Raw genomic sequence first — 24,225 nt, 5'->3', positions numbered from 1 at the left:
TTGACCATCCGCGTGATGCTCGTCGACGACCAGGAACTGCTGCGCACCGGTTTCCGGATGATCCTGCAGTCGCAGGGCGACATCGAGATCGTCGCCGAGGCCGGCGACGGCGCCCGGGCCCTGGAGCAGCTGCGGCACACCGAGGTCGACGTGATCCTGATGGACGTGCGGATGCCTCGCCTGGACGGGGTGCAGACCACCCGCCGGATCTGCCTCGCCGAGGACGGCAGCCCCGTGCCCAACGCCCCGCACGTGCTCATCCTGACCACCTTCGACCTGGACGAGTACGCCTTCGCCGCGCTCAAGGCCGGCGCCAGCGGCTTCCTGCTCAAGGACGTCCCGCCGACCGAGCTGGTGGCCGCGATCCGCGCGGTGCACGGCGGGGACGCGGTGGTCGCGCCGACCACCACCCGCCGCATGATCGACCGCTTCGCCGAGGTGCTGCCGACGCCGCAGAGCGCGCCCGGCGCGGACGCCCTCGGGCCGCTGACCGAGCGGGAGCGGGAGGTGTTCCTGCTGGTCGCCCAGGGGCTGTCGAACGGCGAGATCGCGGCCCGGCTGGTGCTCTCCGAGGCCACCGTGAAGACCCACGTCGGCCGGATCCTGGCCAAGCTCGGCCTGCGCGACCGGGTCCAGGCCGTGGTGCTCGCCTACGAGGCCGGGCTGATCCGGGCCGGGGCGACGGACTGAGCGCCCCGGGCGCCCCGGGCATCCCGTGGAGCACCCCGTGGAGGACGGGCTGAGCGCCCGTAGAATGGGCCGGTACGTCCGGTACCCGAAGAGGACCGGAACGAGGAGCTAAGGACGAGGGCCGGGCCGTGAACACGTCCGACAGTGCCGACCACGCCGCCGACGGCGGGTTCGCCCCGCTCGCCGACGGCTTCGGCGATCCGAGCCACCTGAACGACCCGGGCCACCCGAGCTACCGCGACGACCCGGCCGACCCCGGCAACCGCCCGGCCCGGCTGGCCGTCGGCGTGGTCGGCACCGGCCGGGTCGGCCCGGCGCTGGGCGCCGCCCTGCAGCTCGCCGGGCACACCGTGGTCGCCGCCTCCGGGGTGTCCGCCACCTCCCGCCGCCGCGCCGAGGCGCTGCTGCCGGGGGTGCGGATCGTCACCCCGCCGCAGGTGCTGGCCGCCGCCGACCTGGTGCTGCTCACCGTGCCGGACGACACCCTGGCCGACCTGGTGGCCGGTCTCGTCGCGACCGGCGCCGTCCGCCCCGGGCAGCTGCTGGTGCACACCTCCGGCGCGCACGGCGTCGGCATCCTGGAGCCCGCCACCCTGGCCGGGGCGCTGCCGCTGGCGCTTCACCCCGCGATGACCTTCACCGGCACCTCCGTCGACCTGGACCGGCTGGCCGGCTGCCCGTTCGGGGTGACCGCCCCCGAGGAGCTGCGGCCGGTCGCCGAGGCGCTGGTGGTGGAGATGGGCGGCGAGCCGGAGTGGGTGCCGGAGCAGGTCCGCCCGCTCTACCACACGGCCCTCGCGCACGGCGCGAACCACCTGGTCACCCTGGTCGCGCAGGCGATGGACCTGCTGCGCACGGCCGGCGTCGCCGAGCCCGGCCGGCTGCTCGGCCCGCTGCTCGGCGCCGCCCTGGACAACAGCCTGCGCTCCGGCGACGCGGCCCTCACCGGCCCGGTCGCCCGGGGCGACGCGGGCACCGTACGGCGCCACCTGGCGCAGCTCAGTACGGTGTCCCCGGACATCCCGGCGGCCTACCGGGCGATGGCCCGCGCCACCGCGCAGCGGGCGCTCGCCAACGGGACGATCGACGAAGCGTCGGCGGCGGCGCTGCTGGACGTACTGAACGAGGAGAATCGCTAATGGCACGCGGAAAGCAGCCGGTCAGGACCCAGCGGGCGCCGAAGGTCCACCGGGCCGTCGTCACCCGCACCGTGGACGACTTCGAGGCCGCGTTCTGGCCGGACGAGCGCCCGGTCGACAACGCCGTCGTGATGACCATGGGCGCGCTGCACGAGGGCCACGCGGCGCTGATCCGGGCCGCCCGCAAGCAGGTCGGCCAGGAGGGCCGGGTGGCGGTGACGGTCTTCGTCAACCCGCTGCAGTTCGGCCCGGCCGAGGACCTGGAGCGCTACCCGCGCAGCCTGGACGAGGACGTGAAGCTGGCCGAGGAGAACGGCGCCGACGTGGTGTTCGCGCCCTCCGTCGACGAGGTGTACCCGAACGGCCGGCCGCAGGTGCGCCTGTCGGCCGGCCCGATGGGCGAGCGCTTCGAGGGCGCCACCCGCCCCGGCCACTTCGACGGCGTGCTGACCGTCGTCGCCAAGCTGCTGCACATCACCGACCCGGACTTCGCGTTCTTCGGTGAGAAGGACGCGCAGCAGCTCGCGATCATCCAGCGGATGGTCGCCGACCTCGACTTCGACGTCGAGGTGGTCGGGGTGCCGACCGCCCGCGAGGAGGACGGGCTGGCGCGCTCCTCGCGCAACCGCTACCTCTCCGCCGACGAGCGCGAGCAGGCCCTCGCCCTCTCCAAGGCGCTGTTCGCCGGCCGGGACGCCGCCGCCCAGGGCCCGAAGGCCGTCCGCGAGGCCGCCTCGGCCGTCCTGGACGCGGCCGAAGGCATCACCATCGACTACCTCGCCCTGATCGACCCGCACGACTTCAGCGAAGCGGCGGACGACTTCCAGGGCGCGGCGGTGCTGGCCGTCGCCGCGAAGGTGGGTTCCACCCGCCTGATCGACAACGTCCACGTCATCTGCCGCTAGGCCCTGTCCGGGCTCGGGCAGCTGACCACCCGGCACGGAACCGTTCGGCAAGAGCTCCCCTTTCAGGCATGCACTCACAGGAGGCGTGACCCGCAATGCTCCGCACCATGCTCAAGTCCAAGATCCACCGGGCCACCGTGACCCAGGCCGACCTGCACTACGTCGGCTCCGTCACGGTGGACGAGGACCTGCTCGACGCCGCCGACCTGCTCCCCGGCGAGCTGGTCCACATCGTCGACATCGACAACGGGGCCCGGCTGGAGACCTACACCATCGCCGGCCCGCGCGGCTCCGGCGTGATCGGCATCAACGGCGCCGCCGCCCGCCTGGTCCACCCCGGCGACCTGGTCATACTCATCGCCTACGGGCAGATGGACACGGCCGAGGCCAAGGGCTACGAACCGAGCATCGTCTTCGTGGACGAGCGGAACCGGATCACCGGCCTGGGCGGCGACCCCGCCGAGGCCCCGGAGGGCACCGGACTGCTCCGCGGCGACGAGGCGTACGGTGACGGCAACGGCGCGGCCCCGACCGCCGCGCGCTGAAGGAGCCACTGACGCCATGTCCGCCACGCACCGCCTCACCGCCCCGGCCCCCGGCTGGACCGCCACCACCGACGTGGTCGTGGTCGGCTCCGGGGTGGCCGGCCTCACCGTCGCCCTCAACGCCCGCAAGGCCGGTCTGCGGACCCTGGTGGTCACCAAGGCGATGCTGGACGACGGCTCCACCCGCTGGGCCCAGGGCGGCATCGCGGCCGCCCTGGGCGAGGGCGACACCCCCGAGCAGCACCTGGACGACACCCTGGTCGCCGGCGCCGGGATCTGTGACGAGGAGGCCGTGCGCACCCTGGTCACCGAGGGCCCGGACGCCGTCCGCCGGCTGATCGCCGTCGGCGCCGCCTTCGACCGCGGCGCCGACGGCGAGATCCTGCTCACCCGCGAGGGCGGCCACCACCGCCGCCGGATCGCGCACGCCGGCGGGGACGCCACCGGCGCCGAGATATCGCGCGCCCTGGTGGAAGCCGTCCGCAGCGACCCCGGCGTCGAGCTGATCGAGCACGCCCTCGTCCTCGACCTGCTCACCGACGCCGACGGGCACGCCGCCGGCCTCACCCTGCACGTGATGGGCGAGGGCCAGCGCGACGGCGTCGGCGCCGTCCGGGCCCGCGCGGTGGTGCTCGCCACCGGCGGCATGGGCCAGGTCTTCTCCGCCACCACCAACCCGGCGGTCTCCACCGGCGACGGCGTGGCGCTCGCCCTGCGGGCCGGCGCCGCCGTCACCGACCTGGAGTTCGTCCAGTTCCACCCGACCGTGCTCTGGCTCGGCCCGGAGGCCGAGGGCCAGCAGCCGCTGGTCTCCGAGGCGGTCCGCGGCGAGGGCGCCCACCTGGTGGACGCGCACGGCACCCGCTTCATGCTCGGGCAGCACGAGCTGGCCGAACTGGCCCCGCGCGACATCGTCGCCAAGGCGATCACCCGGCGCATGCAGGAGCAGGGCGCCGAGCACATGTACCTGGACGGGCGGCACTTCGGCGCCGAGATGTGGCAGCAGCGCTTCCCGACCATCTTCGCCTCCTGCCGCGCGCACGGCATCGACCCGGTCACCGAGCCGATCCCGGTCGCCCCGGCCGCGCACTACGCCTCCGGCGGCATCCGCACCGACCGGCACGGCCGCACCAGCGTCCCCGGCCTGTACGCCTGCGGCGAGGTCGCCTGCACCGGGGTGCACGGCGCCAACCGGCTGGCCTCCAACTCGCTGCTGGAGGGCCTGGTCTTCGCCGAGCGGATCGCCGCCGACCTCGCCGACCGGCACCGCCGCGGCGCACTGCCCGAGCGCGTCGTGGACGTCGCCGCCGCCCGCGCCGCACGGCCGGTGCCGCTGCCCGCCCCCGAGTCGCGCGCCGAGATCCAGCGGCTGATGTCGCGCGGCGCGGGCGTGCTGCGCTCGGCCGCCTCGATGGCCGGCACCGCCGCCGGGCTGGCCCTGCTCACCGAGCAGGCCCACGCGCACGTCGCCGAGGAGAAGCCCGCCGACCCGCGGGTGGAGACCTGGGAGGCGGCCAACCTGCTGCTGGTCGCCACCGCGCTGGTCGCGGCCGCCGCGCAGCGCGAGGAGACCCGCGGCTGCCACTGGCGCGAGGACTTCCCCGAGCGCGACGACGCCCACTGGCGGCGCCACCTGATCACCACCCTCACCGCCTCCGGCGGCCCCGTCAGCACCCCTGAGGAGCAGTAGAACCATGACCCACTCCCACGAGGAACTCCCCCTGGCCGACGCCCAGGGCGGCTGCGGCGACGGCTGCGCCTGCGGGGACGGCGAGGGCTACGAGACCGGCCTGGACCCGCAGCTGGCCGAGCTGCTGGAGCAGGCCGGACTGGACCCGATCGAGGTCGAGGACATCGCCACCCTGGCGCTGGCCGAGGACCTGGCCGGCGGCGAGGACGTCACCTCGGTGGCCACCGTGCCCGCCGAGGCCGTCGCCACCGCCGACTTCACCGCCCGCCAGGCCGGCGTGGTGGCCGGCCTGCGGATCGCCGAGGCGGTCGTCTCGCTGATCTGCGAGGAGGAGTTCGAGGTCGAGCGGCACGTCCAGGACGGCGACCGGGTCGAGGCCGGCCAGGTCCTGCTGTCGGTCCGCTCCCGCACCCGCGACCTGCTCACCGCCGAGCGCAGCGCGCTCAACCTGCTCTGCCACCTGTCCGGCATCGCCACCGCGACCCGCGCCTGGGCCGACGCCCTGGAGGGCACCGGCGCCGTCGTCCGGGACACCCGCAAGACCACCCCGGGCCTGCGCGCGCTGGAGAAGTTCGCGGTGCGCTGCGGCGGCGGCGCCAACCACCGGATGGCCCTGTCCGACGCGGCCCTGGTCAAGGACAACCACGTGGTCGCGGCCGGCGGCGTCGCCGAGGCCTTCCGGGCCGTCAAGGCCGCCTACCCCGACCTGCCGGTCGAGATCGAGGTCGACACCCTGGAGCAGATCCCGCCGGTGCTGGAGGCCGGGGCCGACCTGATCCTGCTGGACAACTTCACCGTCCCGCAGCTGAAGGAGGCCGTCGAGCTGGTGGCCGGCCGGGCGAAGCTGGAGGCCTCCGGCGGCCTGACCCTGGCCACCGCGCGCGAGGTCGCCCAGACTGGTGTCGACTACCTGGCGGTGGGCGCGCTCACCCACTCCTCGCCGATCCTGGACATCGGCCTCGACCTGCGCGCCTGACCTTCGTCCCGACTCGCAGAAAGCGCCCCATGCTCCTCACCATCGACGTCGGCAACACCCAGACCACGCTCGGCCTGTTCGACGGCGAGGACGTGGTGGAACATTGGCGGATCTCGACCGATTCGCGCCGCACGGCCGATGAACTGGCAGTGCTGCTACAGGGGTTGATGGGCAACCACACCGCGGTCCGGGAGGCCGCGGTGGAGGGCCTGGCGATCTGCTCGTCCGTTCCCGCCGTGCTCCACGAACTCCGCGAGGTGACCCGCCGCTACTACGGCGACGTCCCCGCGGTGATCGTGGAGCCCGGTGTGAAGACCGGGGTGCACGTCCTGATGGACAACCCCAAGGAGGTCGGCGCCGACCGGATCGTCAACGCCCTGGCCGCCAACCACCTGTACGGCGGCCCGTGCATCGTGGTCGACTTCGGCACCGCCACCACCTTCGACGCCGTCAACGCCCGCGGCGACTACGTGGGCGGCGCGATCGCCCCCGGCATCGAGATCTCGGTGGAGGCGCTCGGCGTCCGCGGCGCCCAGCTGCGCAAGATCGAGCTGGCCCGGCCCCGCAACGTGATCGGCAAGAACACCGTCGAGGGCATGCAGTCCGGCATCCTGTACGGCTTCGCGGGCCAGGTCGACGGCCTGGTCGACCGGATGGCCAAGGAGCTGTCCAAGGACCCGGACGACGTCCAGGTGATCGCCACCGGCGGGCTGGCCCCCCTGGTCCTCGGCGAGGCCTCCACCATCGACGTCCACGAGCCCTGGCTCACCCTGATCGGCCTGCGCCTGGTCTTCGAGCGCAACCGCCCGGCCTGACCGGCCCCCAGGGCCCACCGTCGGCGCCTCCCGGTCCGTCCGGGGGGCGCCGACGCGCGTCCTCCCCCACTCCCGCGGCCGATTCCGCCGGGCCGAACGTGGGGCGTCGGCGCGACGTTACCGACAAATCGGATATTCCTCACGTAGTGTCAGCCCATGCCTACGCCACACGGATCGCGCGGCGGCATGGCCTTCAGCGCCGACGAAGTCCGCGTGCTGCGCCGCGCCCTCGCCCAAGCCCTGCACCCCGCCGTCCCCGTCCACCTCCAGCTCCCCGACCGTCCGGTGTTCGCCGGCCCCGGCGCCGAGCTGTGGGCGGAGGACGTCCAGGACGCGCTGCGTCTGACCGAGGCGATCGACGAGGCCGTCCAGGAGGGCGGCCGGCTGCGCGCCTTCCTGCTCGCCGACCTCGGGCGCTACCGGGCGGCCCTGCCCGGCAGCGCCCCCGGCTACCTGGAACGCCTGGAGGAGGCCGTCACCGACGGCTACCTGCCCGGCCCGGAGGACCTCACCGCGCTGCGCGGGCTGACCCGCCAGCCGTGCGGCCACGGCGAACGCGCCCGCCGCTCCCGGCTGGCCGGCCGCTGCCACGCGCTGGCCGAGGCCGCCGTCCGCGAGCGGCTCGCCCTCACCACCGGGCAGCCCCGCCACCTCGTCGTCGTACCGAGCCCCGCCGCACCCCCGAGCAGTCTCCCCACCCCTGTTGGAGGACGGATCACGATGAGCAGCACCGACTCCCCCGCCGAGCGGCCCGCCGCCCCCCAGAACCCGCCCCGCCCGCACCGGATGCCCACCCCGGCCGAACTCTTCGGGCGCCGCCCCAAGCCCCCCGCCCACCCCGCGCCCCCGGCCTCGCCGGACCCGGACGAGATCGAACTCGCCACCGGCACCGGCTGAGCCGCCCGCACCCGAGGAGGGGGACCGCCGACGCGGCCCCCCTCCCGCGTTATCCCGTGGCGGAGCACGGTGTGTGGCTGGCTACCCTTGTGGGGTGAGCGATCAGAGCCCCATCCCCGCGACCGACGACCTTCCCGAGCAGATGCGCGTCCGGCGCGAGAAGCTGGACCGGCTCCGGGCGGCCGGTGTCGACCCCTACCCGGTCGGCTTCCCCCGCACCAGCACCATCGCGGACCTGCGCGCCAAGCACCCGGACCTGGAACCCGACACCGCGACCGGTGAGCGCGCCGGCGTCACCGGCCGGGTGATCCTCTCCCGCACCGGCGGCAAGCTCTGCTTCGCCACGCTGCGCGACGGCACCGGCGACCTCCAGGTGATGTTCTCCCTGGACAAGCTGGGAGCGGAGCGGCTGGCGGCCTGGAAGACGGACATCGACCTGGGCGACCAGGTCGGCGTCGAGGGCGAGGTGATCACCTCCAAGCGCGGCGAGCTGTCCGTGATGGTGGACCGCTGGGAGCTCACCGCCAAGTGCCTGCGCCCGCTGCCGGACAAGCACAAGGGCCTGACCGACCCGGAGGCCCGGGTCCGCCAGCGGTACGTCGACCTGATCGTCAACCCCGAGGCCCGCGAGATCCTGCACCTGCGCAGCAAGGTGGTCCGCTCGATCCGCCGCACCTACGAGGACCGCGGCTACATCGAGGTCGAGACCCCGATGCTGCAGCCGGTGCACGGTGGCGCCAACGCCCGCCCGTTCAAGACGCACATCAACGCGTACGACATCGACCTCTACATGCGCATCGCCCCCGAGCTGTACCTCAAGCGGCTGGTGGTCGGCGGCGCCGAGAAGGTCTTCGAGATCAACCGCAACTTCCGCAACGAGGGCGCGGACTCCACCCACAACCCGGAGTTCACCTCCCTGGAGTCGTACGAGGCGTACGGCGACTACGACACCCAGGCCGAGCTGATCCGCGAGACGATCGTCAACGCGGCCCGGGACGCGCTGGGCACCACGGTGATCAAGGGCCTGGACGCGCACGGCGTGGAGCACGAGATCGACCTGGCCGAGCCGTGGGAGGAGGTCTCCGTCTACCCGGGCATCTCCGCCCGCCTGGGCGTCGAGGTCACCCCGGAGACCGGCGTCGAGGAGCTGCGCAAGCTGGCCTTCGACCACGGCATCCCGTTCGACAAGGACTGGGGCCACGGTCAGATCGTGCTGGAGATGGTCGAGCGCCTGCTGGAGGAGAACGCCGTCCGGCCGACCTTCATCAAGGACTACCCGACCGAGGTCTCCCCGCTGACCCGCCAGCACCGCTCGGTGCCGGGCGTGGCCGAGAAGTGGGACCTGGTGATCTTCGGCACCGAGATCGGCACCGCCTACTCCGAGCTGGTCGACCCGGTCGAGCAGCGCGCCCGCCTGACCGCGCAGTCCCTGCTGGCGGCCGGCGGCGACGTCGAGGCGATGCAGATCGACGAGGACTTCCTGCGGGCCCTGGAGTACGCGATGCCGCCGACCGGCGGCCTCGGCCTCGGGGTGGACCGCCTGATCATGCTGCTGACCGGCAAGAACATCCGGGAGACCGTGCTCTTCCCGCTGGTGAAGCCGGAGGCGAAGGCTTCCGCCGCGACGGCGGAGAAGACCGAGGAGGAGTGACTGATGGACTACGTCAGCGCGATCGTGCCGCCGCTGGTCATGGCGATCGGCTTCGGATTCCTGGTGCGGGCCATCATCCGCAGCCAGGGCGGAGCCCAGAAGGCCAAGGAAGACCTCGACTGACCCGCGAGCGAACCCGCGACTGACACCGTCAGCCGCCGAACCACCGGCGCGCCGCCATTCCCGATTCCCGGGGGTGGCGGCGCGCCGGTTTGGTGCACTTCACAAGATTTGCCCCATTCACTCCCTATCCTGGCCGCACTATGGTCCGGCAACTCGGTGAACTTGAGAACGCCATCATGACCCGGGTGTGGCAGTGGAACCGGCCGGTGACGGTTCGCGAGGTTCTCCTGGATCTGCAGTCGGAACGCGAAATCGCGTACACCACGGTGATGACCGTCCTGGACAAGCTCCACAGAAAGGGCTGGCTGCGCCGCGAGCGGGTCGGCCGGGCCTATCGATATGAACCGGTCTCGTCCCGCGAGGCGTACACCGCTGCGCTGATGAACGACGCGTGGGCCACCAGTGACAATCCGGCCGCGGCCCTGGTGCACTTCTTCGGCCTGATGTCGCCCGGGCAGCGCGAGGCACTGCGGGACGCCTTGCGGGTCACCGCTCTGTTCCCGCCGGATCCATCCCCCGCCGAATCCGCGGAGCCGGGGCCGGATACCGGGGAGACCCCGCCGGGCGCGACACGATAACGTCCCGGCCATGGAGGTCACCATCCGCCGTGCGCGGACCACGGACGTGCGGACCGTACGCGGGCTCATCGACGCCTACTCGCGCGACGGCATTCTGCTCGACAAGCCCACAGTCACACTGTTCGAATCCGTCCAGGAGTTCTGGGTCGCCGAACGCGACGACACCGGTGCGGTGGTGGCCTGCGGCGCCCTGCACGTGATGTGGGAGGACCTGGCCGAGGTCCGCACGCTCGCCGTCGATCCGTCCTGCCGGGGCTTCGGGGTCGGACATCTGCTGCTGGAGAAGCTGCTGCAGACCGCGCGCTGGCTCGGCGTCCGTCGGATTTTCTGCTTGACGTTCGAGGTTCCGTTCTTCGCGAAACACGGTTTCGTCGAGATCGGAGAGCTTCAGGAAACCGATGATGGTACGACAGACCCGGCGGCGATCGCTACGGATGTCTATGAAGAACTTCTCCGCTCGTACGATGAAGGTGTCGCGGAGTTCCTTGACCTGGAGCGGGTGAAGCCCAACACACTGGGCAACTCGCGCATGCTGCTGCACCTCTGAGCGGCTCCGCGCCGGTCAAGGGTTTGTGTTTTCCGGAGAAAGGCGCTTTCCTTTCCTTAGGCAATGGGTCGTTTAGCGGAAAGGGAAGCCCGTGGCACAGAGGGTGCAGGTCATTCTTGAAGACGATCTCGACGGTGGTTCGGCGGACGAGACGGTGACGTTCGCGCTCGACGGCGTTGCCTACGAGATCGACCTGAAGAGCGTCAACGCGGACAAGCTGCGCGGTCTGCTGGCGCCGTACGTGGAGAAGGGCCGCAAGCAGAGCGGCCGGCTCGCCGGCCCGCGACGCCCGGGTCGCGGCACCGCGCCGCGCCCCTCCGGCAGCGCGCCGGACACCGCGAAGATCCGCGCGTGGGCCAAGGAGCAGGGCATGGAGGTCAACGACCGCGGCCGGGTGCCGAGCACCGTCCGCGAGGCCTACGACAAGGCCAACGCGTCCTGACCCCGGCGCCGCCGGAACGCCGGAGCGGATGCGGGGCCCCGGCGGCCGCACACGGCGCCGACGACACACGCGCGGGGCGCGGAGGACTCTCCTCCGCGCCCCGCGGCGCGCACCCCGGGGGCCGCGGGGCCACCGGTACCGGGGGGCGTCCGGGGCGCGGGCTCGGGCGGCGGAACAATCACGAGCTGTGCAACGCTGTAAGGGCGAAGCGGTAGCGCCGGCACCACCGGGCGGCGTACCGGCCACACCGGCCGTGCCGAACCGCCGTCGCCGCGACGCGACTTCTCGCCAGGCGAACACCGCCACCGCGGAAACTGCGCGAGAAGCGCCCCGATACCGGGTATGAATGCAGGTGGACGGGTTCTTCGACCCGTCCAGGGGCAGTATGCGTGACCGGCCGGAGACGGCCCGGCTCCGCCCCGGCGGCTCTTGTTCGCCGATGGCGTAGCGGTATCCGGTGCATCCGGGCCACCTGTGGGAACACCGTTTCCCAGCATCAGGTTGGGATTGGTGTCGGCTGGTCGCGCAGCATCTCGCTCCCGTACCGGGGAGTGAATCCGTGGGCCGCGCCGCTGAGCGGGACTAGCATGCGGAAGGACAGGGCGGGGACCGACCCCGAACTGCCCGACCGCTCTGAGGAGCGATAAACGATGTTCGAGAGGTTCACCGACCGCGCGCGGCGGGTTGTCGTCCTGGCTCAGGAAGAAGCCCGGATGCTCAACCACAACTACATCGGCACCGAGCACATCCTCCTGGGTCTGATCCACGAGGGCGAGGGCGTCGCCGCCAAGGCCCTGGAGAGCCTCGGGATTTCCCTTGAGGCCGTGCGCCAGCAGGTCGAGGAGATCATCGGCCAGGGGCAGCAGGCCCCGTCCGGCCACATTCCCTTCACCCCGCGGGCGAAGAAGGTCCTGGAGCTGTCGCTCCGGGAGGCACTGCAGCTCGGCCACAACTACATCGGCACCGAGCACATCCTGCTCGGTCTGATCCGCGAGGGCGAGGGCGTCGCCGCCCAGGTCCTGGTCAAGCTGGGCGCCGACCTCAACCGGGTGCGCCAGCAGGTCATCCAGCTGCTCTCCGGCTACCAGACCGGCGGCGGCAAGGAGTCGGCCACGGCCGGCGGGCCCGCCGAGGGCACCCCGTCGACCTCGCTGGTCCTGGACCAGTTCGGCCGCAACCTCACCCAGGCCGCCCGCGAGGCCAAGCTCGACCCGGTCATCGGGCGCGAGAAGGAGATCGAGCGGGTCATGCAGGTGCTGTCCCGCCGCACCAAGAACAACCCGGTCCTGATCGGCGAGCCCGGCGTGGGCAAGACCGCCGTGGTCGAGGGCCTGGCGCAGGCGATCGTCAAGGGCGAGGTCCCGGAGACGCTCAAGGACAAGCAGCTCTACACGCTGGACCTGGGCGCCCTGGTGGCCGGCTCGCGCTACCGCGGTGACTTCGAGGAGCGCCTGAAGAAGGTGCTCAAGGAGATCCGCACCCGCGGCGACATCATCCTGTTCATCGACGAGCTGCACACCCTGGTCGGCGCGGGCGCCGCCGAGGGCGCCATCGACGCCGCCAGCATCCTCAAGCCGATGCTGGCCCGCGGCGAGCTGCAGACCATCGGTGCCACCACCCTCGACGAGTACCGCAAGCACCTGGAGAAGGACGCCGCGCTGGAGCGCCGCTTCCAGCCGATCCAGGTCGCCGAGCCGTCGCTGCCGCACACCATCGAGATCCTCAAGGGTCTGCGCGACCGCTACGAGGCCCACCACCGGGTCTCCATCACGGACTCCGCGCTGGTCGCCGCCGCCACCCTGGCCGACCGCTACATCTCGGACCGCTTCCTGCCGGACAAGGCGATCGACCTGATCGACGAGGCCGGCTCCCGAATGCGCATCCGCCGGATGACCGCGCCGCCGGACCTGCGCGAGTTCGACGAGAAGATCGCCGACGTGCGCCGCGAGAAGGAGAGCGCGATCGACGCGCAGGACTTCGAGAAGGCCGCGTCCCTGCGCGACGACGAGAAGCAGCTCCTGCAGGCCAAGGCCAAGCGCGAGAAGGAGTGGAAGGCCGGCGACATGGACGTCGTCGCGGAGGTCAACGAGGAGCTCATCGCCGAGGTCCTGGCCACCGCCACCGGCATCCCGGTCTTCAAGCTGACCGAGGAGGAGACCTCGCGGCTGCTGCGCATGGAGGACGAGCTGCACAAGCGCGTCATCGGCCAGAAGGACGCCATCAAGGCGCTCTCCCAGGCCATCCGGCGCACCCGTGCGGGCCTCAAGGACCCGAAGCGCCCCGGCGGCTCGTTCATCTTCGCCGGCCCGTCCGGCGTCGGTAAGACCGAGCTGTCCAAGACGCTCGCCGAGTTCCTCTTCGGCGACGAGGACGCGCTGATCGCGCTCGACATGTCCGAGTTCTCCGAGAAGCACACCGTCTCCCGGCTCTTCGGCTCGCCCCCCGGGTACGTGGGCTACGAGGAGGGCGGCCAGCTGACCGAGAAGGTCCGCCGCAAGCCGTTCTCCGTCGTCCTCTTCGACGAGGTCGAGAAGGCCCACCCGGACATCTTCAACTCGCTGCTGCAGATCCTGGAGGACGGTCGCCTGACCGACTCCCAGGGCCGCGTGGTCGACTTCAAGAACACCGTCATCATCATGACGACCAACCTCGGCACCCGGGACATCTCCAAGGGCTTCAACCTGGGCTTCGCGGCCACGGGTGACTCCACGACCGGGTACGAGCGGATGAAGGCGAAGGTCGGCGAGGAGCTCAAGCAGCACTTCCGCCCCGAGTTCCTGAACCGCGTCGACGACATCGTGGTGTTCCACCAGCTGTCCGAGGAAGACATCATCCAGATCGTCGACCTGATGATCGAGAAGGTGGACGGCCGCCTCAAGGACAAGGACATGGGCCTGGAGCTCAGCGTCGAGGCCAAGAAGCTGCTGGCCAAGCGCGGCTACGACCCGATCCTGGGCGCCCGGCCGCTGCGCCGCACCATCCAGCGCGAGATCGAGGACCACCTCTCCGAGAAGATCCTCTTCGGCGAGCTGCGGGCCGGTCACATCGTGGTCGTCGGTGTCGAGGGTGAGGGCAAGGAGGCCAAGTTCACCTTCCGCGGTGAGGAGAAGTCGGCCGTCGCGGACACCCCGGCCGCCGTCGCCTCGTCTGGTCCGGACCTGACGAAGTAGCAACATTTAACAGACAACTTCACAGCTACCGAGCCCCCGGCGTCCGCGCCGGGGGCTCGGCGCGTTCCGGCCGGCCGGACCGGGGGTGCCCGTGGACGAGGGCGGATGGCCTCGCGGCGGGCTGGTGCGGGTGCGTCCGATTTTTCAGTAAGCTTTAACGGACATACGGTTGACATATGGTCAGCTGATCGGAAGTTGCGCAGGATAGCGCCGTGGCCATGTCATGGTCAAGGGCTATCTTTTCTGTCCACGCTTGTATCAAATGACGTCCACCTGTCTTTCATTTTGGTTTGCCGGGCTTTGGCCAAGAGCTGGCCCCGGTCGGGGAGGACGTCACAACGTTGAAGAACATCAGGAGATCCGCTGCGGCTGCCACAGCCGCAGCGGTCATAGTCACGCTCGGCGCGGGCCTGTTCCCGGCCACCGCCGTCGCCGCGGGCTCGGCTCCCGCGCCCAGGGACCCGGCCGACGCCGTCCAGTCCGCCAACATCGAGCACAACCTGCCGGGCCCGCTGACCGAGAAGGTCGAGGCCGAGCAGAAGGCCGCCACCGAGCAGCTGATCGCGGGCACCGCCCAGGTCGAGCAGCACAACGGCAGCAGCAGCATCAAGCTGGGCAAGGACAAGTACGTGGAGCTCGGTCGCGAGCGCACGGACAAGATCTTCACCATCCTGGTCGACTTCGGCGACCAGGTGGACAACACCACCAAGACCGCCGACGGCAAGGTCATGTACGGCGGTGAGCCCGGCCCGAAGCACAACGAGATCGAGAAGCCGGACCGCGCCAACGACAACTCGACCGCCTGGCAGGCCGACTACAACCAGCAGCACTTCCAGGAGCTGTACTTCTCCAAGGACAAGCCCTCGCTGAAGACCTTCTACGAGAAGCAGTCCTCGGGCCGCTACTCGGTCGACGGCGTGGTCTCGGACTGGGTGCGGGTGCCGTGGAACGAGGCCCGGTACGGCTCGGACTACTGCGGCTCCAACGTCTGCGACAGCGCCCAGGACCTGATCCGCGACGCCGTGGACATCTGGTACAAGGACCAGATCGCCAAGGGCCAGACCAAGGAGCAGGTCAAGGCCACCCTGGCGTCGTACGACCAGTGGGACCGCTACGGTTCCCACAACGACGGGAACTTCAACCAGCCCGACGGGTACATCGACCACTTCCAGATCGTGCACGCCGGTGAGGACAAGTCGGCCGGCGGCGGCAAGCAGGGCAGCAAGGCCCTGTGGGCCCACCGCGCGTACGCCTACGGCAACCTGAACGGCCAGGCGGGCCCGGCCGGCAACAAGCTCGGCGGCGTCCAGGTCGGCGACTCCGGCTTCTGGATCGGCGACTACACGATGCAGCCGGAGAACGGCGGCCTCGGCGTCTTCGCCCACGAGTACGGCCACGACCTCGGTCTGCCGGACCTCTACGACACCGCCGGCACCGGCATCGACAACTCGGTCGGCTTCTGGTCGCTGATGTCCTCCGGTTCCTGGCTCGGCGAGGGCAAGGGCGCCATCGGCGACATGCCGAACGACCTCGACGCCTGGAGCAAGCTCAAGCTCGGCTGGCTGAAGTTCGACAAGGCCAAGGCCGGCACCGAGTCGACCCACCACATCGGCCCGGTCGAGTACAACAGCAACCTCCCGCAGGCGCTGGTCGTCGAGCTGCCGAAGAAGACCATCCCCACCGACATCAACAAGCCCGCTTCGGGCAAGAGCGAGTGGTGGAGCGGCAGCGACGACAACCTGAACGTCACGCTCACCCGTGACATCGACCTGACCGGGAAGACCAAGGCCAGCCTGAACGCCAAGGCCTGGTACGAGCTGGAGGCGAACTTCGACTACGCCTTCGCCGAGGTCTCCACCGACGGCGGCACCAACTGGACCGCCCTGGACGGCACCTGGAACGGCAAGCCGATCACGAAGGACGCCGGCGGCCGCGCGGCCCTGACCGGCCTCACCGCCGCCTGGGGCGACGTGTCCTTCCCGCTGGACGCCTACGCCGGTAAGGCCGTCAAGGTCCGCTTCCACAACACCACCGACGGTGGCCTGCACTACCGCGGCTTCGCCGTCGACGACATCTCGGTGACCGCCGACGGTGCGACGATCTTCAGCGACGACGTCGAGAACGGTGACAACGGCTGGGTGGCCAAGGGCTTCACCCGCTTCGCCGGCAGCTACACCAAGGACTACGGGCAGTACTACATCGCGGAGAACCGCCAGTACGTCTCCTTCGACCAGACCCTGAAGACCGGCCCGTACAACTTCGGCTGGGGCAACACCCGGCCGAAGTGGGTCGAGTACTACCCGTACCAGCCCGGTCTGCTGATCTGGTTCTGGGACGAGTCGCAGCCCAACAACAACGTCAGCGCCCACCCGGGCCACGGTCTGATCCTGCCGATCGACTCGCACCCGACCCCGCTCAAGTGGAGCGACGGTGCCCTGCTGCGTCCGCGCATGCAGGGTTACGACTCGACCTTCGGCTCGCGCAAGACCAGCCAGCTGACCCTGCACAAGAACGGCGTCGAGACGGTCATCCCGAAGGCCAAGGGCGTCGACGAGTTCTCGGACCTGAAGTCGTGGTGGTCCAAGGACAACCAGTACAGCGGCGTGGACGTCCCGAAGACCGGTACCAGCATCGAGGTCGAGAACGAGTCCTCGAACTACCTGGAGACCTGGATCCGGGTCCGCCCGGTCGACAACTGATCGGTCGAGCAGTAGCGATCAGCCTGTGACCAGGCGGTTCTGACCCACCACGTCCGGCCCGTCCCCGCATCGCGCGGGGGCGGGCCGGACGCTTTTCCGGTCAGGCCCCGCCGCGGCTCCCGCCGACCCCGGCGCCCCGGGCCGGCAGCCGGTCCAGGAAGGCGGCGGCCGCCTCGGCGACGTCCGCCGCCGTCCAGTCGAGCGCGGACGCCGACACCGTGACCTCGGTCATCGCCAGGCCCGGCAGGTCCCGCTCGCGCCAGCCGCCGAACAGGGCGACCCCGGTCTCCTCGGCCAGCCCCAGCCCGGCCTCGTCCAACTCCCCGGCGGCGTACGGCAGCCAGAGCTGGAACTGGTGGGTGTGCGGCGGGGCCGGGTGCACCCGGGCGCCGGGGACCGCCGCGAAGGCCGCGTCCAGCGCCTCGGCGACCACCTTGGCGTGCGTCACGTACCGCTCCAGCAGCGGGAGTCGGGCGTCCAGCCCGGCCAGCGCGGCGAGCGCCGCCGGCCACTGCTGGTAGAGCTGGCCGCCGTACCGGTGCCGCCAGGCCTTCGCGGTGCGGACGAAGCCCCGCGAGCCGGCCAGCGCGGCGCCGCTGATGCCGCCGAGCGTCTTGTAGAAGGACACGTAGACCGAGTCGGCCAGCGCGACGATCTCCGGCAGCGGGTGCCCGAGGTGGAACACCGACTCCCAGATCCGGGCACCGTCCAGGTGCAGGGCCGCGCCGCACTCCTCCCGGACGACCCCGGCCAGCGCCGCCAGCTCCGCCCAGTCGGGCAGCACGAAGCCGGCCTCGCGCAGCGGCAGCTCCAGGCTGAGCGCGGCGTACGGCTCGTCGAAGGAGCGCAGCTCCTCGACGCTGGGCCGGCGCGGGGCCGTGGTCGGCCAGACGCTGCGCAGGCCGGTCAGCACGCCGAGCGCGTGCCGCTCGTGCTGGTCGGTGTGGGCCAGCGGGTGGGTCGCGACGGTGCGCAGCCCGGCCGCCTCGGCGTGGATCCGCAGGGCGATCTGCTGGGCCATGGTGCCGGTGGGAAAGAAGGCCGCGTCCTCGGTACCGAGCAGGTCGGCGACCGTGCGTTCGAGGGTGCGGACCACGCCGTCGCCGTACTGGTCCGGGCGGTGGTCCAGGTCGTGGCCGCCGCCCTCCCCCGCGAGGGCGGCGAGGCGTTCGCGCATGCTCTGCGGCCGCTCGCCGGACAGGATCCGCTCGCAGCCGCGCAGGGCGGCGAAGCGGCGGTCCGGCAGGCTCGGGCGGTCATTGCCGTCGAGGTCTTCGCTCCTGTTGCCATACATGCGTCGATGGTCCCCCAGCGGGCCCGCCAGGTCAGCGGGGCGGACAGCGGAAAGGGGTGTACGGCCGACGCAAACCCCGGGCGGGCGTGGCACTGGTCACACCGACCTGGCCACCGCCGGGCGCGGTACGACCGGCGGTAGTAGCCGGGCCGCGGGCGCGGGCGGCCCGCCGCGGGCCGGTGGTAGACGATCAGATCTCATGATCATTACTCCGTCAGCTTGAATCTCCGGCGCGACGCTGACTACACGCCGTAGTACGTCACGCCGTTTGGGACTCCGCTCGGTGACCGTTACACCTGAGTGGTCCCCCGCTCAGCACGCGCCCGAACGGGCACTTCGTGCTGCCCTCGTCCACCGTGAGGTACGGCTACCGATGTCCTCTGTCCCGCCCGTGGGGCCGGTCCTGCGCCGGCTCGCCGCCCGTACGGCGGCCCAGGCGGCGGCCTGGCAGCCCCGGCTCGGCCATGCCGCCCGCACCCATGCCGCGCCGCTGCGCGCGCTCGCCGCCCGCCGGCACGCGCTGCCCGGTGGACACCAGCAGGCCGAACGGGAGCGCGCGGTGGTCGCCGCCGGGGCGGCCGCGGTGCTGCTCGCCGGCGCACTGCTGGTGGCCGCGCCCGGCAGCGCCTCGGCGCAGACCGTCCGGCCCACCACGCCCGGCAGCTCGGCCTTCACCGCGCCGCAGGCCGCCGTGCCCAGCCCGGGGCTGGTCCAGGTGGCCGGGCCGAGCCCGTACCGGCTGCCGAACGACGGCGACTCGGCGCAGGAGTTCGTGGCGGTGGCCGCCAACCTGCTGCCGGTGGAGCCGCCCGCCGCCGGCGCGCCGGCCGAGGCCGCCGCGCCGGAGCCCGAGGCCGCGCCCGCAGCGGAGCCCGCTCCGGCCCCGGCTCCGGCTCCGGAGTGGTCGGCCCCGGTGCCGGACGCGCCGACCAGCAACCCGTACGGGGTGGCCAACTCCGAGTACGCCGCCGGGTACCACACCGGGGTGGACTTCGCGGTCGACCCGGGCACGCCGCTGCTCGCGGTCGGGAACGCGACCGTGGTGTCGGCCGGCTGGGACGGCTCGTACGGCAAGGAGGTCGTGCTGCGGCTGGCGGACGGGCACTACGCGCAGTACGCGCACCTGTCCTCGCTCGGCGTCTCGCCGGGGGAGCAGGTGTCGGCGGGCGAGCAGATCGGGCGGTCCGGGAGCACCGGCAACTCGACCGGGCCCCATCTGCACTTCGAGATCCGCACCAGCAACCGCTACGGCGCGGTGGTGAACCCGATCGCGTACCTCGCGGGGCACGGCGTCACCGCGTTCTGAGCCGGGCCCCGGCTACCGGTCCGCCCGGCCGCCCGTCGGCCCGTCCGCTCAGGAATGGGCCGGGGCCGGGTGGCCGATCCGGCCGCCGATCTCCAGCGCGACCTCCCGGGCCGCCCCGATCGCCTCCTCCAGGGTGGCCGCCGGCGGCCACGACTCGCCCCACACGTTGTCGCCGTGGTCGCAGTCCGCGGCGTCCTGCTTGACCAGGAACATCGCCGAGTGGACGGTGAACAGCGACATCGTGGCGCGCAGCCGCTCCCGGAAGTCGGCCTCCGGCCCGTGCACCAGCTGGATCATCGTGATCATGCGGTCCTTGAACGCCAGCCCGGCCGCGGACTCGCGCAGCGCGGGCTGGTTCTCGTGGAAGAAGCGCAGCAGCGGCGCCCGCTCGGCCATCCCGTCGGCGAAGCGGCGGATCAGCTCGTCGCGCATCTCCGGGCTCCAGGACTGCTGCCGGCCCCACGCGATGGTCTCGTCGATCGGCGCGGCCATCCGCTCCACGATGCCCAGGACGATGTCGTCCTTGGTCTTGAAGTGGTAGTAGAGCGCGGCCTTGGTGACACCGAGGCGGTCGGCGATCTCGCGCAGCGAGGTCTGCTCGTAGCCCTGCTCGGAGAAGAGCTCCAGGGACACCTCGATGATGCGGGACCGCGTGTCGCTGCGGGGGCTGTGCGGAGTGCCCATGGCCTGCCTCATGAGTGCGTCGGTGACTGCTGCGGACCCCGGTGGCGTCCGCCCCGGGCCCATTCTCCCTGCCCAGGTAGCCGGGCGGGAAACTGGCTTGACGGCCGGCTAGTAAACAACTTACCGTGCCGACGGTCCACAAACTAGCCGGGCGTCAAGTAAGTGAATCACTGCGCGGCCTCCGCCTGTCCGAAACACCCCTCCGGGAGACACCACCTCATGTCACAGTCCAAGACCACCGGCCCGGTACCGGAGGAGAAGTCCGCCGAGGAGGAGCAGCCGCGGTCACCCCGCGAGATCCGCCTCGTCATGGTCGGCCTGGTCGTCACCATGCTGCTGGCCATGCTCGACAACCTGATCGTCGGCACCGCGATGCCGACCATCGTCGGCGACCTCGGCGGCTCCGAGCACCGGTCCTGGGTGGTCACCGCCTACACCCTGACCACCGCCGCCTCCACCCCGATCTGGGGCAAGCTCGGCGACATGTACGGCCGCAAGGGCAGCTTCCTCACCTCGATCGTGATCTTCCTGGTGGGCTCGGCACTGTCCGGTCTGTCGCAGAACATGACCGAGCTGATCGGCTTCCGCGCCGTGCAGGGCCTGGGTGCCGGCGGTCTGATGGTCGGCGTCATGTCGATCATGGGCGCGCTCGTCCCGCCGCGCGACCGCGGCAAGTACCAGGGCATGTTCGCGGCGGTGATGGCCCTCGCCACCGTCGGTGGCCCGCTGGTCGGCGGCTTCATCACCGACCACCTGAGCTGGCACTGGACCTTCTACATCAACCTGCCGCTCGGCGTGGTCGCGCTCGCCGTGGTCATCGTCACCCTGAAGCTGCCGAAGGTCCGCAACACGGCCCGGATCGACTACCTGGGCGCGATATTGCTCACCACCGGCATCACCTCGCTGGTGCTGATGACCACCTGGGGCGGCCAGCAGTACGCCTGGGGCTCCAATGAGATCCTCGGCCTGATCGCGCTCTCCGTCGCCTCGCTGATCGGCTTCTGCTACGTGGAGCAGCGTGTCGAGGAGCCGATGCTGCCGCTGGCCCTGTTCAAGAACCTGAACTTCACCCTGGTCTCGATCATCGGCTTCATCGTCGGCTTCGTGATGTTCGGCTCGACCTTCTTCCTGCCGTTCTACCAGCAGATCGTCCAGGGTGCCTCGGCGACCAACTCCGGTCTGCTGCTGATGCCGTTGATGTTCGGCATGCTGGTGGTCTCGCTGGTGGTCGGCCAGGCCGTCACCAGGACCGGGAAGTACCGGATCTACCCGATCATCGGCACCATCGTGATGACCGGTGGCATGATCCTGCTCTCCACCATGGGCGTCGGGACCAGCAGCTTCACCTCGGCCTGCTGGATGGTCGTGCTCGGCGCCGGCATGGGCTTCCTGATGCAGATCACCATGCTGGTCGCCCAGAACAGCGTCGAGCTCAAGGACATGGGCGTGGCCAGCTCCACCGCCACCCTGTTCCGCACCATCGGCGGCTCCTTCGGTGTCGCGCTGTTCGGCGCGCTGTTCAACAACCGGGTGAAGGACACCATGACCGCGCGGCTGGGCGCGCAGGCCTCGGCCGGCGGCGGGGCCAAGGACCCGGGCGAGATGAGCCCGGCCGAACTGCGCAAGCTGCCGGAGCACGTCCAGGACGCCTTCCACCACGCGGTGTCCAACGGCACTCACACCGTCTTCCTGTGGGGCGCCGGGTTGGCCGTGGTCGCCATCGCCGCCGCGGTGTTCATGCGCGAGGTGCCGCTGCGCGGTACCGGCACGGGCAAGGCGGACAAGTCCGCCGAGGCCTCGCTGGAGGCGGCGGCCGTCTGACCGCCCTCCCGCCGACAGGACGGCGCCCCCGGAGGAATCCTCCGGGGGCGCCGTCCCGCGTTCGTGGCCGACTACTGGGGAAGCCGGTAGACGCCCTGCTCGACGGGCTCCACCAGGCCGTCCGCGACCAGGCCGTCCAACGCCCGGGCCCGCTGGACCGCGTCCGGCCAGACCGCGTCCAGCCGGGCCTGCGGCACCGAGCCGTGCGACTCCCGCAGCACCGCGAGCAGCTTGCCGCGCACCTGCCGGTCCGTCCCCTCGTAGGTCTGGCCGCGCCGGGCCGGGCCCTCGTACGGCGGGCGGCCGGCCCGCTGCCAGGCGCAGTGGGCGAACAGCGGGCAGCCCCCGCACTCCGGGCCGCGCGCGGTGCAGACCAGCGCACCCAGCTCCATCACGCCGACCGCCCAGGTGGCCGCGGTCTCGGCGTCGTCGGGCAGCAGCGCCGTCGCCGTCCGGCGCTCGGCGGCCGTGGTGGCCTGGGCCGGGTACTCGACGCCGGACACCGCGCGGGCGAACACCCGGCGGACGTTGGTGTCCAGCACCACGTGCCGCTGGCGGAAGGCGAAGGAGGCGACCGCGGCGGCCGTGTACTCCCCCACCCCGGGCAGCGAGAGCAGGGTGGCGTGGTCGTCCGGCACCTCGCCGCCGTGCTCCTCGGTGATCGCCACCGCGGCCGCGTGCAGCCGCAGCGCGCGGCGCGGGTAGCCGAGCCGGCCCCACATCCGGACCGCCTCGCCGGGCGCGTCGGCCGCGAGGTCGGCCGGGGTGGGCCAGCGGGTCAGCCACGCCTCCCAGGCGGGCAGCACCCGCTTCACCGGAGTCTGCTGGAGCATGAACTCGCTCACCATGATCGCCCAGGGCGTCGCCTCGGGCGTCCGCCAGGGGAGGTCGCGCTTGTCGGCCTCGTACCAGTCGAGGACGGTCGCGTGCAGCAGCGGCAGCGGCATCGGCGGCCGGACGGCGTCCGGCGCGGCGCCTGCCGGGGGGACGGGGGCGGGGGTGACGGTGATGGCAGCCATGGCCCTTCGATCCTCCCATGTCGACGGGCACGACCGAAGCGGAGAGAAGAACTCCGGATACCCCTGCGGATCTCCCGGAGAACCACCGCTTCGGACCTCCCTCGAACGGCGCAAATGGCGGATCATGTGAAGGAAGGGGCGACTGTGCGGTGTTGGTGCGTCAAGCGGCACACACAGTCTCGTAGAGTTTGGGCGTGCCCTCTCTGCGTCAACCCGTGGGACCGCTGCCGGCCTCGATCTACTGGCGTCGGCGCGTCGTCGTGCTCGTCGCCGTCGTGCTCGTCGCCGCCCTGATCGCCTGGCTGATGATCGATCAGGATGGGGGCGGTGACGGCGGCTCATCGAGCAAGGCCGCGCAGGCCGTTCCGTCCCAGAGCCAGACCCCCGCCCAGTCCATCACGCCCGGTGCGTCGCCGAGCGGCCCCGCGGCGCGCCCAGGCGGCGGCAGCGGCGGCAACGCGAGCGGCGGCCCGGTGGCCGGCTCCGGCGGCGGCGAGGTCAGCCTCAGCACCGGCGGCACCGGCGGCGGCGCCAACCCGGCTCCCGCCACCGGCGGTGGCACGGGTGGCGGTGCGGCGGCGGGCGGCGCGGCGGCCGGCGGTTCCGGCGGCGCGGGCGGCTCCGGCGGCTCGGGCGGTGGTGCCCCGGTGGTGAACACGCCCGAGGTGATGGCGCTTCCGGTCTGCGTCTCCGCGCAGGTCACCCTGGAGCTGGCCAGCGCGCAGAACTCGTACCAGCCCAAGGACAAGCCGCGGCTCTCGCTCACCGTGAAGAACGCCTCCGGCGCCAACTGCCGGGTGGACCTGGGCCGGACGGCCTCCGCGATCACCGTGACCGCCAGCAACGGCGACCGGGTCTGGTCCTCCGGCGACTGCCCGTCCGACCGCGGCAGCAGCTGGGTGCAGATCCCGGCCAACAACGGCCTGACCGAGACCTTCACCTGGGACCGCAGCCGCAGCAAGCCGCAGTGCGCCACCGCCGACCCGGCGCCCCCCGCGGCGGGCACCTACCTGGTGGTCGCCGACCTCACCGGGCTCTCCGGCGGCCAGGTCTCGGCACGCTCCTCGATCCGCCTGGACAGCTGAGCCCCCCTCAACTCGACTCGAAGCCCCCGGCCGACGCGGCCGGGGGCTTCGGCGCCTCACGGGCCGCCCAGGGTGCGCCGGTCGGGGCGTCGGTCGGGGATGGCGCGGCGGGAAGCGCGACGGCCCCCGGGGCGTTCCCCGGGGGCCGT

The 24,225-nt window shown here is 71.8% G+C and carries 20 protein-coding genes; 17 read left to right on the top strand and 3 right to left on the bottom strand.

Annotation, left to right across the window (positions count from 1 at the left end):
* The 14 genes from ABT015_RS10955 (at position 1) to ABT015_RS10890 (ending at position 16,867) form a co-directional block, all read left to right on the top strand.
* Complete coding sequence (locus ABT015_RS10955; protein ID WP_350878413.1) at positions 1–690, top strand: response regulator; 690 nt, start codon at positions 1–3, stop codon at positions 688–690.
* Between the two features lie 209 nt (positions 691–899).
* Complete coding sequence (locus tag ABT015_RS10950; protein WP_350878496.1) at positions 900–1,829, top strand: Rossmann-like and DUF2520 domain-containing protein; 930 nt, start codon at positions 900–902, stop codon at positions 1,827–1,829.
* On the top strand, positions 1,829–2,734 hold the full coding sequence (gene panC, locus ABT015_RS10945) for a pantoate--beta-alanine ligase (RefSeq protein ID WP_350878412.1): 906 nt from the start codon (positions 1,829–1,831) through the stop codon (positions 2,732–2,734). Before ABT015_RS10950 ends, panC begins: the two co-directional genes overlap by 1 nt.
* A gap of 95 nt (positions 2,735–2,829) precedes the next feature.
* Positions 2,830–3,279 carry an aspartate 1-decarboxylase gene (panD, locus tag ABT015_RS10940; RefSeq protein ID WP_350878411.1) on the top strand — a complete coding sequence of 150 codons (450 nt, stop codon included), beginning with the start codon at positions 2,830–2,832 and terminating at the stop codon, positions 3,277–3,279.
* A 16-nt stretch (positions 3,280–3,295) separates the two neighbouring features.
* Positions 3,296–4,969 (top strand): L-aspartate oxidase, encoded by a 1,674-nt coding sequence (locus tag ABT015_RS10935; RefSeq protein WP_350878410.1) that lies wholly within the window; start codon positions 3,296–3,298, stop codon positions 4,967–4,969.
* A gap of 4 nt (positions 4,970–4,973) precedes the next feature.
* Positions 4,974–5,945: a carboxylating nicotinate-nucleotide diphosphorylase gene (nadC, locus tag ABT015_RS10930; protein ID WP_350878409.1), complete on the top strand. Its 972-nt coding sequence runs from the start codon at positions 4,974–4,976 to the stop codon at positions 5,943–5,945.
* Positions 5,946–5,974: 29 nt separating this feature from the next.
* A complete protein-coding gene (locus ABT015_RS10925) occupies positions 5,975–6,760 on the top strand; it encodes a type III pantothenate kinase (protein WP_350878407.1) in 786 nt (261 codons plus the stop codon).
* A 156-nt stretch (positions 6,761–6,916) separates the two neighbouring features.
* Positions 6,917–7,657, top strand: a complete 741-nt coding sequence (locus tag ABT015_RS10920) for a hypothetical protein (RefSeq protein WP_350878405.1) — start codon at positions 6,917–6,919, stop codon at positions 7,655–7,657.
* A gap of 94 nt (positions 7,658–7,751) precedes the next feature.
* Positions 7,752–9,308, top strand: coding sequence for a bifunctional lysylphosphatidylglycerol synthetase/lysine--tRNA ligase LysX (lysX, locus tag ABT015_RS10915; protein WP_079135798.1), 1,557 nt, complete (start codon positions 7,752–7,754; stop codon positions 9,306–9,308).
* A gap of 263 nt (positions 9,309–9,571) precedes the next feature.
* Positions 9,572–10,009, top strand: coding sequence for a BlaI/MecI/CopY family transcriptional regulator (locus ABT015_RS10910; RefSeq protein ID WP_350878403.1), 438 nt, complete (start codon positions 9,572–9,574; stop codon positions 10,007–10,009).
* A 10-nt stretch (positions 10,010–10,019) separates the two neighbouring features.
* A complete protein-coding gene (locus ABT015_RS10905; protein WP_350878402.1) occupies positions 10,020–10,556 on the top strand; it encodes an amino-acid N-acetyltransferase in 537 nt (178 codons plus the stop codon).
* Positions 10,557–10,647: 91 nt separating this feature from the next.
* Positions 10,648–10,998 (top strand): histone-like nucleoid-structuring protein Lsr2, encoded by a 351-nt coding sequence (locus tag ABT015_RS10900; protein WP_350878401.1) that lies wholly within the window; start codon positions 10,648–10,650, stop codon positions 10,996–10,998.
* 650 nt (positions 10,999–11,648) lie between these two features.
* Complete coding sequence (locus ABT015_RS10895; protein ID WP_350878400.1) at positions 11,649–14,168, top strand: ATP-dependent Clp protease ATP-binding subunit; 2,520 nt, start codon at positions 11,649–11,651, stop codon at positions 14,166–14,168.
* Between the two features lie 341 nt (positions 14,169–14,509).
* On the top strand, positions 14,510–16,867 hold the full coding sequence (locus ABT015_RS10890) for an immune inhibitor A domain-containing protein (RefSeq protein WP_350878399.1): 2,358 nt from the start codon (positions 14,510–14,512) through the stop codon (positions 16,865–16,867).
* Positions 16,868–16,967: 100 nt separating this feature from the next.
* On the opposite strand, the gene ABT015_RS10885 is transcribed toward ABT015_RS10890, so the two are convergent.
* Positions 16,968–18,161: a threonine aldolase family protein gene (locus ABT015_RS10885; RefSeq protein WP_350878398.1), complete on the bottom strand. Its 1,194-nt coding sequence runs from the start codon at positions 18,159–18,161 to the stop codon at positions 16,968–16,970.
* Between the two features lie 373 nt (positions 18,162–18,534).
* On the opposite strand from ABT015_RS10885, the gene ABT015_RS10880 reads away from it, so the two are divergent.
* On the top strand, positions 18,535–19,467 hold the full coding sequence (locus ABT015_RS10880; protein ID WP_350878397.1) for a M23 family metallopeptidase: 933 nt from the start codon (positions 18,535–18,537) through the stop codon (positions 19,465–19,467).
* Positions 19,468–19,515: 48 nt separating this feature from the next.
* Here the strand turns inward: ABT015_RS10880 and ABT015_RS10875 are convergent, their stop codons facing one another.
* A complete protein-coding gene (locus ABT015_RS10875; protein WP_350878396.1) occupies positions 19,516–20,151 on the bottom strand; it encodes a TetR/AcrR family transcriptional regulator in 636 nt (211 codons plus the stop codon).
* A 219-nt stretch (positions 20,152–20,370) separates the two neighbouring features.
* On the opposite strand from ABT015_RS10875, the gene ABT015_RS10870 reads away from it, so the two are divergent.
* Complete coding sequence (locus ABT015_RS10870) at positions 20,371–21,972, top strand: MDR family MFS transporter (protein WP_350878395.1); 1,602 nt, start codon at positions 20,371–20,373, stop codon at positions 21,970–21,972.
* Between the two features lie 71 nt (positions 21,973–22,043).
* Here ABT015_RS10870 and ABT015_RS10865 read toward each other — a convergent pair whose 3' ends face one another.
* Positions 22,044–22,919 (bottom strand): HhH-GPD family protein, encoded by an 876-nt coding sequence (locus ABT015_RS10865; RefSeq protein ID WP_063351300.1) that lies wholly within the window; start codon positions 22,917–22,919, stop codon positions 22,044–22,046.
* A gap of 266 nt (positions 22,920–23,185) precedes the next feature.
* On the opposite strand from ABT015_RS10865, the gene ABT015_RS10860 reads away from it, so the two are divergent.
* On the top strand, positions 23,186–24,076 hold the full coding sequence (locus ABT015_RS10860; protein ID WP_350878394.1) for a hypothetical protein: 891 nt from the start codon (positions 23,186–23,188) through the stop codon (positions 24,074–24,076).
* Positions 24,077–24,225 lie beyond the last annotated feature (149 nt).

The organism is Kitasatospora sp. NPDC094016 (assembly GCF_040304045.1).
Taxonomy (GTDB): Bacteria; Actinomycetota; Actinomycetes; order Streptomycetales; family Streptomycetaceae; genus Kitasatospora.
Note: the sequence above shows the minus strand (reverse complement) of the source record. Positions and strands in the feature narration are given on the sequence as shown.